The sequence below is a fragment of the Rhizobium sp. 01L419 genome (genome assembly GCF_056400025.1).
On sequence record NZ_JBFTSM010000012.1, the window covers coordinates 108,003 to 121,208 of the forward strand.

Here is a 13,206-nt window from a genome sequence, read left to right on the forward strand (position 1 = left end):
CAACTTTCCGCACTCGCTCCCTTCGTTCTCGCCTTCGGCATCGCGCATATCCGCATTGCCACATCGCTCGGCGTCAGGGCCACTCTCGGCGGGCTTTCGATCATCGTTTTTCATTGCGGCAATCCGGTAGTGGCATCAGCCGGGCACCACCTCTTTGTGATAGGCACTTTCGTACTTTTCCCATTATGTTTTGGCATGCCGTTCTGCGCACTGCTATTGTCCGCCGCCGCACGCATTTGCCGGAACTGCTTCCAGGACCACTCCATGCCCGAACGGTCTGAACTCGTTTTGTCCGCCGCTCCACCACTTCGCAGGTGGATCGGATTTCTGGCGATGTGTCTCGGCATGTTCATGGCGATCCTCGACGTTCAGGTCGTCGCAACCTCGCTTCCGACCATCCAGTCCGCACTCGATATCCATCCGGATCAGATGAGCTGGGTGCAGACCGCCTATCTCATCGCCGAGGTGGTGGCGATCCCGCTGACGGGGTTTCTCACCCGCCTGCTGACGATGCGCTGGCTCTTCGTGGTGTCGTTGTCGCTGTTCGTGATTGCCTCGGCGGGCTGCGCGGCGAGCGACAGTTTCGGCGAACTTATCGCCTGGCGCGTCATCCAGGGCTTTTCCGGCGGTACGCTCATTCCCTCGGTGTTTTCGGCGGTCTTCATCCTGTTTCCGGATGAGCGGCAGGCGCTTGCGACGACGATCGCCGGTGTTCTTGCGGTTCTTGCGCCGACCGTCGGGCCGATCGTGGGCGGCTGGCTGACGGAGACCTATTCGTGGCACTGGCTGTTCCTGATCAATATCATTCCCGGCATTGTCGCAGCGCTCGTCGCCATGCGCTCGCTTCCGCGCGAGGACGTCAACCTCGCTGAGCTCCGGCATCTCGATGCCCTGTCACTGCTGTTGATGGCGGTGAGCCTGGCAGCACTGGAACTCGGCCTGAAGGAGGCGCCGACGAGTGGCTGGACCTCGCTTTATGTCGCCGGCCTCATCTGCCTGTCGGTGGTCTCGGGCTGCGTCTTCGCGTGGCGGTCGCTCAGGAGAGCCATACCCGTGGTCGAGCTCAGGAATTTCGGCGACCGGAATTTTCTGGCGGGCTCGGCAATGAGCTTCATTCTCGGCATCGGCCTCTTCGGCTCCGTCTATCTCATGCCTGTGTTCCTGGCCTTCGTGCGCGGGCACAATGCTCTCGAAATCGGCATGACGATGCTGGTGACGGGCATTGCCCAGCTCGTTACCGCGCCGATCGCCGTGGCTCTCGAAAAGCGGACGGATCCTCGGTTGCTGTCGGCTGCGGGCTTCACGCTCTTTGCCATCGGCATCGGCATGAGCGCCTTTCAGGATCCGCAGACCGATTATGAGGCGATGTTCTGGCCGCAGATCATCCGCGGCGTCGCCATCATGTTCTGCCTGCTGCCGCCAACGCGCCTGGCACTCGGCACCTTGCCACCGGAGCGCATTCCCGATGCCAGCGGCTTGTTCAACCTGATGCGCAACCTCGGCGGCGCGATCGGCATCGCGCTGATCGACACGATCATCTACACGCGCTCGGACCCGCTCGGCCAAGGTCTGTGGGATCGGCTGAAGGCAGGAGACGTGGACGCAGCAGCTTTCGTCGGCGCGCCGCTGCAGGCGATTGCGGGGCACCAGGGCGAGTTCGATGCCGATACGACATCCATCCTCGATCCGCTGGTGCAGACGGCGGCAACCGTTCAGGCGTTGAACGAGGCATGGCTGGTGGTGGCGGTGCTGACGGCCTGTGCGCTGTTGTGGGTGCCGTTTGCGAGGAAGGTGGAGTCGGCCGCATGATGGTCAGCGCAGAGGGTCAGAAACTACAGGTCGCGTGAGTTCGGATCGGCACCGGCGATTTTATCCAGATTGGCGATCAACCGCGTCAGCAGGCCGACGAGCTGTTCCGATTCCTGACGTGTGAAGCCATTCAGCGCCTCGCGGTTGCCTTGAAACAGGGTCGCTATCGCCTCGGGCATGCTTTCCCGCGCGACCTCAGTCAACATGATGCGGCTGCTTCGGCCGTCAGCCGGGTCGGGCGTGCGTTCGATCAGGCCATCCCGCTCCATGCGGGCGAGCATCTGCGCCATCGGCGGTTGTTCCACCTTGGCAAAGCGGGCGAGATCGCGCTGCGTGCTTGCCTTGCCGTTTTCCAGCGCGACCAGAACCGGCAATTGCCCGACACCGAAGCCCAGCGGTTTGAGACGGGATTCACTGAGGCGGGTGAAGCCGCGCGCCGCGAGGCTGATGAGATGCCCCGGTGTGGAAAGCACGTCTTCACTCATTGCATTTCGCTCCCTGTCCGCCGTTGACTGCAAACTATATATGTACGTATGTAAATGCACTGGTGGTGTTGGTCAATGTCGACAGAACCCCGCTCAGTTATAAAGAGGAAACAGCATGTCGGAAAAACAGACGCAACTGATCAAGCGCATCTATGAGCGTTTCAATGCGCGGGATATCGACGGGGTGCTTGCCGTCCTGGCCGATGATGTCGCCTGGGCGAACGGCATGGAGGGCGGCCATGTTCATGGGCGTGAGGCGGTTCGGGATTACTGGACACGCCAATGGGCGATCGTCAGCCCGCATGTCGAGCCCGTCGCGTTTCAGGAGGTGGACGATGGTACCATCGAGGTCGAGGTGATCCAGAGAGTATTCGATCTCGATGGCCGGCCGCTGGAAAGGCAAGATCATGGCCTGAAGGACAAGACCGTGACGCATATCTTCCGCATGGAGGACGACAGGATCATCCGCTTCGACATCGGCGAGGTGGATTAGGCCGGGAAGGGCATCCGGCGCCGGCTCACGCCATGTCTGCCGCCTCATGACCACTTCAGCTCATGCCCGTCGTCGCGCTATGATCGTCCTACCGTGCGGGCGTCCCATCCGAGCATCGAGACCTCGGCCACGGATTCCAGTTCGCTGCTGCTTGCTCCATCGCGGGCGAGGATCGACATGCCGTTCTGGACGGTCTGCACGAAACGGGCGAGGCCGTGAATGTCGGTCGAGGCTGGAATTTCGCCTGCCGATACCGCTTGAGCTAGGCGCAGCTTCAGAAGGTCGAGCGTGACGGCGCGGGCGGTTCGCACCAGTTCGCCGAGTTCGGCATGGCCTTCGCTGCCGACCGAGGAGAGGGCCACCATGCAGCCAAGGGGAATATCGACAACGGAGCCGGTCAGGACCGCCGCCGAGTCCATGAGAAGCGCCTTGACGGCTTCGCGCGCCGTGGGGGCGGCGCGAAAGCCTGCCCAGACAAGCGCCTCGTTGGTCTCCTGGTAGTAGTTCAATGCCTCGGCATAGAGCGCCTCTTTCGAGCCGAAGGCCGCGTAGAGGCTTGGCGATCCGATGCCCATCGCCTCGGTAAGGTCGGTCATCGACGTCGCCTCGAAACCCTTTTCCCAGAACAGGCGGGTCGCCTTCGCGAGCGCAGCTTCCCGGTCGAAGGCACGCGGTCGCCCACGGGTGCGGGTGGCTGTCGTCTCGTTGGCCGTCATATCCAGGGCTTGCGGTGTCTGGTCTGATTTCTGCATCGGTCACTATATAAACCCGCCGGTGCGTCTCGACAACGGTTCGAGATATTTTGTGTCGATCGATACAATACTCTTGACGGGCGTGTTCAGCGTCCTTAGCTAATTCTGTGTCGATCAATACAGAAAGGTACGATTGATGACTGAACTCGCTGGAAAACGTGCTCTCGTGACGGGCGCATCGCGTGGGATCGGCGCTGCCATTGCGGTGGCGCTCGCCGAAAAGGGCGCCGATGTCGCCATCACCTATGAGCGCTCGGCCGATCGCGCCGCCGAGGTCGTTCGCGCTATCGAGGGCAAGGGCAGGCGGGGATTTGCAATCCAGGCCGACAGCGCCGATCCGGCGGCCGTGAAGCGCTCGGTGGAGGAGGCGGCTCGTGCGCTTGGCGGTCTCGACATTCTCGTCAACAATGCGGCAATCGCGCTTTACGATACGATTGCGGGCTTCAGCGTCGCGCAGATCGATGCGCTGCTTGATGTCAACGTGCGCTCGCCGGTGCTCGCCGCGCAGGCCGCCATTCCCCATCTGCAAGCCGGAGGCCGCGTCATCAATATCGGCTCGGCCGGCGCCGAACGCATCGTTGGCGACACCGGCACGGTGTATTACATGACGAAATCCGCGTTGCAGTCCTTCACGCGCGGTCTCGCCCGCGAACTCGGCCCTCGGGATGTTACCGTCAACCTGATCCAGCCGGGATCGACCAATACGGACATGAACCCGGCCGACGGGGAATATGCCGACTTCCAGCGCGCCCTGATACCGCTCGGCCGCTACGGCGAGCCCCACGATGTGGCGGCTGCCGTCGCCTTCCTCGCAAGCCCCGCCGCAAGGAACATCACAGGCGCCATCCTCAATGTCGATGGCGGCTTGAACACCTGAGGGCTTCTGGCTTCGGGAAGATCAGCACCAGGAAAAGGCCGGCCGGTGCCGGCCTTTTTCGCATCCCTCGAAAGCGCTGGCAGAGGAGATGCATGCATAGTTCGCCGCTCGCCTTATCGGGAATGGTCGATCCACCCCCATCGGCGCAAGCTGATCCGGTGGTCGGCAGTCAGTCGAGGTGATCCAGAGGGTATTCGATCTGAATGGCCGGCCGCTGGAGGGGCAGGATCATGGCCTGAAGGACAAGACTGTTATGCACATCTTCCGTACGGAGGGTGACAGGATCGTTCGCTTTGATATCGGAGATGCAAGCTAGGCCCTGAATGGTGGCAGCCGCGTCAGTTGCGGAGGAAAGTGCTGCTAGAGACACCGGCGGCAACGGAACGCTGAAATATCGTTCTGCCGGCCCGGTGCTGGAGGTGTGGAACGAGGACGGCAACGGGGTTTACTTCGGCAAGGTGCGCGCCGTCTTTGCCTTCGTGGGCGACCCGCCGCTGACGCCGCCTGGCGCATCGCCGACGGTGGAGGACTGGGCTCGGCGCGGCTACGACCAGACCGACGACCTCAGCGTCATGGCGGTCGAGCTGGTCATGGATGCCGCCTATGAGGCTGATATCAAGCAGTGCAAACGGATCGTGGGGGAAATCGACCGAAAGCACATCGCGGTCAATTTCGGCAAGCTGTTCGTCAATCCAGGCGATCCCCCGCCTTTCCGCCAGGACTTTCTCGATCGGGTGACCGCGCAAGCGAGCGTGACGAATGCGGCCGGCGTGGAAATCACCGTGCGCCCAAAGCTGCAGCGATAGGCCGCCAAACCCCAGAGGGGAGGCGGGAGGGGAGGCAGCACGAGTAGTTGCTCTCGTTTGCATAAGATTTTGCTGCAGGGGCCGCCCCGGCCTCAGGCGACGGACCATCCACCGTCCACCAGCAGGTTCGCGCCGGTGATCAGGCTCGCAGCCGGTGATGCAAGGAAGACTACCGCACCCACCACATCATCGGTTTCACCGATCCGACCGAGTGGAATGTGACCGAGCGTTGCTTTGCGATTGTCGGCATCGGATAGGAAAGGTGCTGTACCATCGGTGTGAATGAACGTCGGCGATACGGTATTTACGGTGATATCGTAGCGTGCCCATTCGGCTGCAAGGCAGCGCGTGAGGTGATTAATTGCCGCCTTGCTCATGCAATAGATTGCCTCGCCACGCAGCGCCACGGTACCGGCCTGTGAGCTGATATTGATGATCCGGCCCCCATTGCGCTTGATCATGTGACGGCCAACGGCCTGCGTCATCAGAAAGGTGCCCTTGACGTTGACATCGAGTATCTCGTCAAGGTCCTTCTCCTCAACGAGTTCCGCAAGATTGCCCGGAGCCACGCCGACATTGTTGACGAGGACGTCGATCCGACCGAACGTAGCAAGCGCCGCGTCGACGGCTTGTGCGATATGGGCCTTGTTGGGAAGGTCCAGTTCAACCGGGAGAACTTTTCGTCCCGTGCCCTCGAGTTCGGCAACGAGGCCCGCCGAGGCTGCGACATCACGGACCCCCACAACAATATCGGAGCCTGCTGCGGCACAGGCAAGTGCGCAAGCTCGACCGATGCCACGGCTCGCTCCCGTCACCAAAGTCACCTTGCCCGCAAGGCTGAAGTCCGGCGCGTTCTTCTGCATCATGATGCCTCCCTCGATGAAGCTCATTTATGCCAGCGTCGGCGTGCGGACGCCAGATGTTCCACGCATACCAATGGGCTTCCCCAGCGTCTCGGGCAGCCCGAGCGTCGCTCGCCCGACGGATTGCGCCGACGCATCAGGGCTGCTTTGCCCATATCCGGCATAAGCTAATCGATCCGCTCCAGATCCCGTGCAAAAGCGCTGCCAGTTGCCGACATATTTCTTCGCGGATCGGGTGATCTTCGCGACTGCCTCATCGTCCAGCGTGCGCATGGCCTTGGCCGGTGTGCCGACGATCAGGGAATTGTCGGGGAATTCCTTGCCTTCGGTGATGAGCGCATTGGCGCCGACGAGGCAGTTGCCGATCGTGCAGCGGCGTTCATGCCGATGCCGGCACGGGCAGCCCAAGGGCCGCCCGCATCGCTGTGACACGCTTCACATGTTGCTCATGCTTTTCATGGCTTTTTCCATGTGCATCTTGCATTCTTCCATCTTGTTGGCCTTCATGGAATCCTTGGCCATCATCATTTCCTTGGACGCCATTTCCTTCTTTGTCTTCATGGCAGGATCCTTCATGGCATCCATGTTGGCCTCCATTTTCATCATGGAAGCCTTGTCGCATTTCGCCGACATCATCGCGTCCTGTGCAAAGACGGGCAGCGCGGAAGCTGCCAGGACGATTGCTGCTACTGTGTATTTCAACATGACCTTCTCCTCCTTGTGGGCGCCATTGCCCTTTGCAAGACTGTCCGCAGGCGCAAGTGCCTAGAGTGTTTCCGTTTTTCTTCGAATCACGGAAACACTCTATCTCTTTGTTTTCACGCAATTCCGCACGCAAAACCGCTACGCACTTTTGCTGGAATTGCTCTAGATTCCCGCGTACCACTCGTAGCCCCGGTCTTCCCAGAAGCCGCCCTTGCCGCCCCACAGGCCGGCGAAGCTGTCCTTGATCTCGATCCGCATCAGGTATTTGGCATGCTTGTAGCCAAGGTGGCGCTCGACGCGCAGGCGAAGCGGGGCGCCGTGGGCGACCTCCAGATCCTTCCCGTTCATCTGGTAGGCGAGGATGGTCTGCGGGTGGAAGGCGTCGATGAGATCGATGCTCTCGTAGTAGGTTCCGCTGCCGTCCAGCGTCTGTTCAAGCTGGTCTGCGCAGTAGAAGACGGCATAGCGGGCCTCAGGCTTCAGCCCCACGCTCTGCAGGAGCGGTCCGAGGGGCGCGCCCGTCCACTTGCCGATGGCGCTCCAGCCTTCGACGCAGTCGTGCCGGGTGATCTGGGTGCGTGAGGGCAGCTTCTTCAGATCTGCGAGCGAAAGCTCGACGGGACGCTCTACCAGTCCGTCGATCTTCAGTCGCCAGTCGGCGAAGCCGGTTTCCATCATCTGCGCATAGGCTTCGCTGTCGGGCTGGCTCGTGCCGTTCGGCCGGAATGTCGGCGAGATATCGGCTTCGGAAAATTCGCGCGCCAGCTTGTCCTTGGGAACGAGCAGCCGCTGGCTTTTCATCGTCAGCGTCTCGGCCATTTCGAGAACGGACTGGACATTGGCGTTCTGGACGACATCGTCGCAGCCGGTCAGGCCGAATGCACCGAGGCCGGCAGCCGATCCGATCAACAGGCGGCGGCGTGTGATGGAGAAGGTCATCGATCGCCCCTTTCGGTTTCGATCACGTAACGGCCCGTTATCATCGAGCGCATGTTGTTCCAGAGGCCGGACAGGATCACCATTGCGACATGCACGAAAACGAAGAGGACGATCGACCAGGCGCAGATGAAGTGGATCGACCGGGCCGATTGCCTGCCGCCGAAGAGGTCGAGCAGGAAGGGATAGCCGGCATCCATGCCGGGTGACATGGTCAAGCCCGTTGCAAACATCAGCGGCAGCAGGATGAAGATGACGATCAGGTAGGCGAGCTTCTGCAGCACATTGTAACGCCTTGCCTTTTCACCTTTGGGGAAGCGAAGTCGCGCGTGGTCGGCGATCTCCTGCCCCAGATGGTGCGGCGAGATCTCTTCGCTGCTCGGCGCCAGATCGCGGCGGAAATGGCCTGACAGAAAGCCGATGAGCGCATAGATCGATCCGTTGATGACGAAGAGCCAGGCAAAGAACAGATGCCAGCGGCGGCCGGTTGCGAGGTCCTGATAGCTCGGAATGGTGATCCAGGAAGGGAAGCCACGCTCGGTCGCGTCATCGCCCGTTCCCGAAACGCCGAGAATGCCTGTTGTCGTGATCTGCAGATTGCCGATGCGAAGCACGCCGCGCGTGCCGCCATCCTCTTCGACGGCACTGATCGACAGCCATGACGGATCTGCATCCGCACCGTACTGGCCCCAGTAAAGCGCCGGATGGGCATTGAAAATCTGCAGCCCGCTCATCAAAAGCAGGCTGAGACAGAGAACGTTGACCCAGTGTGTAAGGCGGGTCGCCACCGAGTGCCGGCGAATGACTGTCGTCATCGGGCCTGTCGGTGTGGCCTGGCTGTGATCGTCGAGTGTCGCCATGATCGTTTTCGATGTCCGGTACCGTCGCGTTCCTACAGCCTGTACGTAGGCGACGCGGGATTTGTTACAGGTGTCCCGAAGTTTTTTCTTTGCAGCCGGGAACCTGCCGCCGGGAAAGGCCGACGGCGCGGCCTTTCGGCATCCGGCCGATGCCGTCACAAATGCGTGAGGCTGTAACAAATGGCGTTGCACCTGCGAAGGAGAGCGAGATGCAGATCATCAGGGAGCACCGCCATGAAACATTCAGCCGCGTTCAATCTTGCTGTTATCGCAGCAGTCTTCGCTCTTGGTTCCGCCGCTCAGGCCTCCGCTGGCCAGTCGCCAGCGGTCGTCGAACTGTTCACCAGCCAGGGCTGTTCCTCATGCCCTCCGGCCAATGCCAATCTCGTCAGGCTCAGCAACGATCCGAACGTGCTCGCCTTGAGTTTCTCGGTGACTTATTGGGACTATCTCGGATGGAAGGATATTTTCGGGAAGAAGGAATTCACCGACCGGCAGGTGACCTATGAGCCTGCACTCGGCCAATCCGGCCCTTTCACGCCGCAGATGGTGGTCAACGGCCATCAGTCGACCGTCGGCTATGATCTGAACGAGATCCGGCGCGTGATCGCGTCCGAGCCCGCACTGTCCGGCCCCGGGATCGCGCTAGCCCGGAACGTGGCTGTCATCGACGCTGCGAAGGGCCGTACCACTGCCGCCGACGTGTGGCTCGTCCGCTATGCTCCGGGCACCGTGCAGGTTCCGGTCGCCAGAGGCGAGAATGCCGGCGAGACATTGCCGCACGCTCATGTCGTGCACGAGCTGACGCGTCTCGGCACCTGGGACGGCAAGATGCTGAAGCTGCCGATCCCGGCTGCAACCGGCGACCTCAAGAGCGCTATTATAGTCCAGGAGCCTGAAGGCGGCAGGGTTCTCGCCGCAACGACAGACTGAAAACCGGCTCGCTGCCTGATCCTCCCGCGGTCGCCTGCGATCCGCGCGGTCGATTTCGGTCGATCCGCTCCAGATCCCGCGCAAAGCGCTGCCAGTTGCCGACATATTTCCTCGCCGACCGGGTGACCTTGGCGATAACCTAATCATCCAGCGCGCGGATGGCCCGCTAGACATAAAACCTTTGCTGATTACAGAGTGTTTTGAGAGTAAACGTAAAGAGTTTCTATGTCTGATCCGATCTCTCCAAGTGCAATGACGAAATTCTATTTTTATCGATGCGTGAGTAATAGTATGGAGTTTTATACCGAAATCGAAATGTAGTTTTCTATGTAAAGAAAACAGGGTGGAGTGGCAACTTAACTATAGAGCCAAGCAATATTTAATACAACGTATCTCGCGAGGCCCGAGAAAAAATAGTAAAGTACAGACGGCTGCGGAAGCGCGAGGGCGGGCGATGTTCTGGAAGAAGACGGGACGTGGAGAGATCAGCAGAGAAGCCCTGGCAGAGACCGACGTTGTATTTCCTGACTTTTCGGCTGCTCAGCGTACTGCAGAGGGGTTTATCCTTGTCGGGACTGTGCACTTCAATGCAGGAGCAATCGATTTTGATGAAGGTCGTGCTGAGTTCGCTCTCACTCGTGGGCGCATTAGCGCGCACGGGCTGGGTTGCGCGTGTGAACCCGAGAGTATTGCATATGTCGTCCACTCGGAGGAAACACAGGATTTGAAGGTGAAGGTAACGAAAACACGCGATAGCGAGAAGGGTGGAGAGGCGCAAGTCGAGGCGCAGGCTGAAGTAGGTTTATGGAAGGGTGTTTCGGCTGAGGGCAAGGCGGATGGTAAGCTGCGGCATGCATTCGGCAAACACGAGGTGCATGAGTTGACCGAAGAAACGGAAGGCAAGAGAAGCCTTATCACAGCATTCTTAAAGAAGCGCATGAACGGTAAGGTCGGGCAGATTGATTGGCTCATCGAGCCAGATCCTCTCATTCCTTTTGAGACCTCGAGCGGCAATGTTTCTGTGCTTATCGGCGAGCGAATGCGGTCAGCAAGCGAAGATGCAGGTTTGGCTAGAGTTTTGATGATTGAGCCCGATGGCTGTATCGAGATGCGGTTGGAGGTGCGTGCGCGCGATTTTCACTGGACTGAAATCGAGTTCAATGAATATAGCCCCATACATCAGTATGGAAAGCGATTGGTCGATGGGCGAGAAAAGCGCGACATCGTCGGGCGCTTGGCGCTCGGCAAGATCCTCGCGGGCACGGTGATGTTGCAAAGGCTTCCGTTGAAATCGGGAGAAAACTGACATGCAAAGATTAGAGGCGGCGGTAGAGAGACTCTATGAGGCTTGTTCGGACACGGACAGCCTTGCGCGGCTGGCTGAGTTGGCAGGGCTTGTGCCCGACGTAGATTTCGAAGGCGCCGACTTGCGAGAGCTGAAAGTCGCTGGAGAGGATTTGACAGCGTTCAGCTTCCGGGACGCGGATCTTCGCGGCAGTGATATGAGGGGCGCGCGGTTGAGCCGGACCGCGCTCGAAGGCGCATTGTTGGAAGGTGCTCGACTAGACGAAATCGTCTGGGTGGGGGGGGCCGAGTTAGACCGCCGACTGTTGGGCGGGAGTGGTAAAAACTGGTCCGAGATATCAGCGAAAACTTTGGAGGATTGGATCGCGCGAGTTGCGCCAGTGGATGGCAAATACCGTATGAGCCCAGAGACGACCCGAGGCTTTCAGCGAGGACTGCCGTTTTACGAAAATACGAAGATGTTCGCATTTACCGACGAGAGCTGGGGAAATAGGGATCTTGTAATCTATTATCTTCACGATGAAGGCGAGATATTTCGTCTCAATGGGACGAGCCCGCCAATTCATGAGGTGAACGCTAAGGCGCCGATTCACCTCAGTGAAGATAACATATTGGACTATGTTCGTTTTTTCTGCTCGATGGTGCATGGGGAAGAGGGGCCGTTTTGCGTTTTAGAAACGGTCGACGACCCATTTTTGCCAGAGGAGATGGACGACAAAACGCGTCATGTAATTGCGCGTTCAGCGCGTTCCGCAACTTATGACGGGATGACCGAGAGCGGAAATTATCTGGTGGCTGCGACTCTCTTTTATTCAAATGCTCTCTTTGTCGCTAATTTCGTGGTGGAGCCCACAGGCATGATTAGGATGAACGATGACGAGCCGGTGGCGACTGACTTGCCTGTGCGCATTAAAATGCCTCTTGCGTGACTCCAGTGATTGACCATCGGCCTGCTCCCATGATCGTCCTTCTTAAGGAAGGGCGTTCAAAGAACTTCAAGAGTTGCAATAAATAAGCTGATCCAGTCTCCGGCGCTCAGTCGATCCGCTCGAGATCCCGCGCAAAGCGCTGCCAGTTGCTCACATATTTTCTCGCGGACTCGGCGATCTTTGCGGCCGCCTCGTCATCGAGCGTGCGGATTGCCTTGGCGGGCGAGCCGACGATCAGGGAATTGTCGGGGAATTCCTTGCCTTCGGTGACGAGCGCATTGGCGCCGACGAGGCAGTTGTTGCCGATTCTGGCGCCGTTCAGGATGGTGGCGCCCATGCCGATGAGCGAATTGTTGCCGATCGTGCAGCCGTGGATGATGGCGTGGTGGCCGATGGTGCACATTTCGCCGATCGTGGTGGGGAAGCCGGGGTCGGTGTGGACCATGACGCCTTCCTGAAGATTGGTGGCCTTGCCGATTGATATGGGCTCGTTGTCGCCGCGCAGCACCGCGCCGAACCACACGCCGACCTGTTCGGCAAGTTCCACATGGCCGATCACATGCGCATCGGGGGCGATCCAGAAGGTGCCGTGGGGTGGTAGTTTCGGTCTTACACCTGCGAGCGCATAGATCGCCATTTTCGTCTCCTCAAACCACTTTCAGCGACAGCGTCGCGATGCCGTCGACGCCGCAGGAGATGCTGTCGCCCTTGTTGATGGCGGCGACGCCGGCGGGGGTGCCGGTCATGATGACATCGCCAGGGGCAAGAACGAAGAGTTTCGAAAGCTCCGCAATGATTTCCGGGACTTTCCAGATCATCTGGTTCAAGTCGCCATCCTGCTTTTTGACGCCGTTCACCTCCAGCCAGACGCGGCCATCAGTGGGATGGCCGAGGCTGCTTGCCGGCACGATGGGCGAGACCGGGGCGGAATGTTCGAAGGCCTTGGCGAGCTCCCACGGGCGACCAAGCTTCTTGGCTTCGGCCTGCAGGTCGCGGCGGGTGAAATCGATGCCGACGGCGTAGCCATAGATGCAGTCGAGCGCCTTTTCTGCCGGAATATCGGCGCCGCCGGCCTTCAGGGCCAGCACGCATTCGACCTCGAAATGCACATCCGATGACAGCGGCGGATAGGGGAAATCCTTGCCGGAAAACAGGTTATCGGCGTTCTTCTGGAAGAAGAAGGGCGGCTCGCGGCTCGGGTCATGGCCCATTTCGATGGCGTGGTCGGCGTAATTGCGGCCGACGCAATAGACGCGGCGAACCGGGAAGGCCTCGGCACTGCCTTCGACGGGCAGGAGAACGGGTTGCGGCAGGGGGATGACGGTGGCAGGCAGGGACATGATGGGACTTCTCGGCTGTTACGGGATAGCGATCGGACGAGTGGTCTGTCCAAAGAGTCTGGCGGCATCCTAGACTCAAAAGGCGACCAGGGGAAAGTGCACCATCTTTTTGT

General features: G+C 59.8%; 15 protein-coding genes and 2 pseudogenes. 8 read left to right on the plus strand and 9 right to left on the minus strand.

Features of this window, described 5'->3' with window-relative positions:
* Nucleotides 1-264: 264 nt before the first annotated feature.
* Nucleotides 265-1,809 (plus strand): DHA2 family efflux MFS transporter permease subunit, encoded by a 1,545-nt coding sequence (locus AC1DUP_RS22955; protein WP_477834670.1) that lies wholly within the window; start codon nucleotides 265-267, stop codon nucleotides 1,807-1,809.
* A 23-nt stretch (nucleotides 1,810-1,832) separates the two neighbouring features.
* On the opposite strand, the gene AC1DUP_RS22960 is transcribed toward AC1DUP_RS22955, so the two are convergent.
* Nucleotides 1,833-2,294, minus strand: a complete 462-nt coding sequence (locus tag AC1DUP_RS22960; protein WP_477834672.1) for a MarR family winged helix-turn-helix transcriptional regulator — start codon at nucleotides 2,292-2,294, stop codon at nucleotides 1,833-1,835.
* 115 nt (nucleotides 2,295-2,409) lie between these two features.
* Here AC1DUP_RS22960 and AC1DUP_RS22965 point away from each other — a divergent pair, with 115 nt between their 5' ends.
* Entirely contained in the window at nucleotides 2,410-2,787 is a 378-nt protein-coding gene (locus AC1DUP_RS22965; protein ID WP_477834674.1) for a nuclear transport factor 2 family protein, read from the plus strand.
* A gap of 77 nt (nucleotides 2,788-2,864) precedes the next feature.
* Here the strand turns inward: AC1DUP_RS22965 and AC1DUP_RS22970 are convergent, their stop codons facing one another.
* Nucleotides 2,865-3,539 carry a TetR/AcrR family transcriptional regulator gene (locus AC1DUP_RS22970; protein ID WP_477834676.1) on the minus strand — a complete coding sequence of 225 codons (675 nt, stop codon included), beginning with the start codon at nucleotides 3,537-3,539 and terminating at the stop codon, nucleotides 2,865-2,867.
* 136 nt (nucleotides 3,540-3,675) lie between these two features.
* Here AC1DUP_RS22970 and AC1DUP_RS22975 point away from each other — a divergent pair, with 136 nt between their 5' ends.
* The 3 genes and pseudogenes from AC1DUP_RS22975 (at nucleotide 3,676) to AC1DUP_RS22985 (ending at nucleotide 5,222) form a co-directional block, all read left to right on the plus strand.
* The gene (locus tag AC1DUP_RS22975; protein WP_113299194.1) at nucleotides 3,676-4,416 is read left to right on the plus strand and encodes an SDR family oxidoreductase; all 741 of its coding nucleotides are present in this window, start codon (nucleotides 3,676-3,678) and stop codon (nucleotides 4,414-4,416) included.
* 160 nt (nucleotides 4,417-4,576) lie between these two features.
* Nucleotides 4,577-4,732 (plus strand): annotated as a pseudogene (locus tag AC1DUP_RS22980) (nuclear transport factor 2 family protein); the annotation flags it as partial.
* Nucleotides 4,733-4,742: 10 nt separating this feature from the next.
* Nucleotides 4,743-5,222, plus strand: coding sequence for a hypothetical protein (locus tag AC1DUP_RS22985; protein WP_477834678.1), 480 nt, complete (start codon nucleotides 4,743-4,745; stop codon nucleotides 5,220-5,222).
* A 92-nt stretch (nucleotides 5,223-5,314) separates the two neighbouring features.
* Here AC1DUP_RS22985 and AC1DUP_RS22990 read toward each other — a convergent pair whose 3' ends face one another.
* The 5 genes and pseudogenes from AC1DUP_RS22990 to AC1DUP_RS23010 all read right to left on the minus strand — a co-directional run bounded on the left by AC1DUP_RS22990 (nucleotide 5,315) and on the right by AC1DUP_RS23010 (nucleotide 8,586).
* A complete protein-coding gene (locus AC1DUP_RS22990; RefSeq protein WP_113507862.1) occupies nucleotides 5,315-6,085 on the minus strand; it encodes a glucose 1-dehydrogenase in 771 nt (256 codons plus the stop codon).
* A gap of 195 nt (nucleotides 6,086-6,280) precedes the next feature.
* Nucleotides 6,281-6,445, minus strand: a pseudogene (locus AC1DUP_RS22995) (gamma carbonic anhydrase family protein); the annotation flags it as partial.
* A 75-nt stretch (nucleotides 6,446-6,520) separates the two neighbouring features.
* A complete protein-coding gene (locus tag AC1DUP_RS23000) occupies nucleotides 6,521-6,790 on the minus strand; it encodes a hypothetical protein (protein WP_113507821.1) in 270 nt (89 codons plus the stop codon).
* A gap of 162 nt (nucleotides 6,791-6,952) precedes the next feature.
* Nucleotides 6,953-7,729: a molybdopterin-binding protein gene (locus tag AC1DUP_RS23005; protein WP_477834680.1), complete on the minus strand. Its 777-nt coding sequence runs from the start codon at nucleotides 7,727-7,729 to the stop codon at nucleotides 6,953-6,955.
* Complete coding sequence (locus AC1DUP_RS23010) at nucleotides 7,726-8,586, minus strand: cytochrome b/b6 domain-containing protein (protein WP_477834682.1); 861 nt, start codon at nucleotides 8,584-8,586, stop codon at nucleotides 7,726-7,728. The genes AC1DUP_RS23005 and AC1DUP_RS23010 overlap by 4 nt, the downstream gene beginning before the upstream one ends.
* A gap of 234 nt (nucleotides 8,587-8,820) precedes the next feature.
* Here AC1DUP_RS23010 and AC1DUP_RS23015 point away from each other — a divergent pair, with 234 nt between their 5' ends.
* The 3 genes from AC1DUP_RS23015 (at nucleotide 8,821) to AC1DUP_RS23025 (ending at nucleotide 11,753) form a co-directional block, all read left to right on the plus strand.
* A complete protein-coding gene (locus AC1DUP_RS23015) occupies nucleotides 8,821-9,519 on the plus strand; it encodes a DUF1223 domain-containing protein (RefSeq protein WP_477834684.1) in 699 nt (232 codons plus the stop codon).
* 454 nt (nucleotides 9,520-9,973) lie between these two features.
* Complete coding sequence (locus AC1DUP_RS23020) at nucleotides 9,974-10,825, plus strand: hypothetical protein (RefSeq protein ID WP_477834686.1); 852 nt, start codon at nucleotides 9,974-9,976, stop codon at nucleotides 10,823-10,825.
* A 1-nt stretch (nucleotide 10,826) separates the two neighbouring features.
* Nucleotides 10,827-11,753 carry a pentapeptide repeat-containing protein gene (locus AC1DUP_RS23025; RefSeq protein ID WP_477834688.1) on the plus strand — a complete coding sequence of 309 codons (927 nt, stop codon included), beginning with the start codon at nucleotides 10,827-10,829 and terminating at the stop codon, nucleotides 11,751-11,753.
* Nucleotides 11,754-11,859: 106 nt separating this feature from the next.
* On the opposite strand, the gene AC1DUP_RS23030 is transcribed toward AC1DUP_RS23025, so the two are convergent.
* Together AC1DUP_RS23030 and AC1DUP_RS23035 are read right to left on the minus strand one after the other, a co-directional pair.
* Nucleotides 11,860-12,390: a gamma carbonic anhydrase family protein gene (locus AC1DUP_RS23030; protein ID WP_477834690.1), complete on the minus strand. Its 531-nt coding sequence runs from the start codon at nucleotides 12,388-12,390 to the stop codon at nucleotides 11,860-11,862.
* 10 nt (nucleotides 12,391-12,400) lie between these two features.
* Nucleotides 12,401-13,093: a fumarylacetoacetate hydrolase family protein gene (locus AC1DUP_RS23035; RefSeq protein WP_115034591.1), complete on the minus strand. Its 693-nt coding sequence runs from the start codon at nucleotides 13,091-13,093 to the stop codon at nucleotides 12,401-12,403.
* Nucleotides 13,094-13,206 lie beyond the last annotated feature (113 nt).

What these genes read in the sequence shown, in the direction of transcription:
- AC1DUP_RS22955 (WP_477834670.1), top strand. Translation starts at nt 265, where the DNA reads ATGCCCGAACGGTCTGAACTCGTTTTGTCCGCCGCTCCACCACTTCGC.
- AC1DUP_RS22960 (WP_477834672.1), bottom strand. Translation starts at nt 2,294, where the DNA reads ATGAGTGAAGACGTGCTTTCCACACCGGGGCATCTCATCAGCCTCGCG.
- AC1DUP_RS22965 (WP_477834674.1), top strand. Translation starts at nt 2,410, where the DNA reads ATGTCGGAAAAACAGACGCAACTGATCAAGCGCATCTATGAGCGTTTC.
- AC1DUP_RS22970 (WP_477834676.1), bottom strand. Translation starts at nt 3,539, where the DNA reads ATGCAGAAATCAGACCAGACACCGCAAGCCCTGGATATGACGGCCAAC.
- AC1DUP_RS22975 (WP_113299194.1), top strand. Translation starts at nt 3,676, where the DNA reads ATGACTGAACTCGCTGGAAAACGTGCTCTCGTGACGGGCGCATCGCGT.
- AC1DUP_RS22990 (WP_113507862.1), bottom strand. Translation starts at nt 6,085, where the DNA reads ATGCAGAAGAACGCGCCGGACTTCAGCCTTGCGGGCAAGGTGACTTTG.
- AC1DUP_RS23000 (WP_113507821.1), bottom strand. Translation starts at nt 6,790, where the DNA reads ATGTTGAAATACACAGTAGCAGCAATCGTCCTGGCAGCTTCCGCGCTG.
- AC1DUP_RS23005 (WP_477834680.1), bottom strand. Translation starts at nt 7,729, where the DNA reads ATGACCTTCTCCATCACACGCCGCCGCCTGTTGATCGGATCGGCTGCC.
- AC1DUP_RS23010 (WP_477834682.1), bottom strand. Translation starts at nt 8,586, where the DNA reads ATGGCGACACTCGACGATCACAGCCAGGCCACACCGACAGGCCCGATG.
- AC1DUP_RS23015 (WP_477834684.1), top strand. Translation starts at nt 8,821, where the DNA reads ATGAAACATTCAGCCGCGTTCAATCTTGCTGTTATCGCAGCAGTCTTC.
- AC1DUP_RS23020 (WP_477834686.1), top strand. Translation starts at nt 9,974, where the DNA reads ATGTTCTGGAAGAAGACGGGACGTGGAGAGATCAGCAGAGAAGCCCTG.
- AC1DUP_RS23025 (WP_477834688.1), top strand. Translation starts at nt 10,827, where the DNA reads ATGCAAAGATTAGAGGCGGCGGTAGAGAGACTCTATGAGGCTTGTTCG.
- AC1DUP_RS23030 (WP_477834690.1), bottom strand. Translation starts at nt 12,390, where the DNA reads ATGGCGATCTATGCGCTCGCAGGTGTAAGACCGAAACTACCACCCCAC.
- AC1DUP_RS23035 (WP_115034591.1), bottom strand. Translation starts at nt 13,093, where the DNA reads ATGTCCCTGCCTGCCACCGTCATCCCCCTGCCGCAACCCGTTCTCCTG.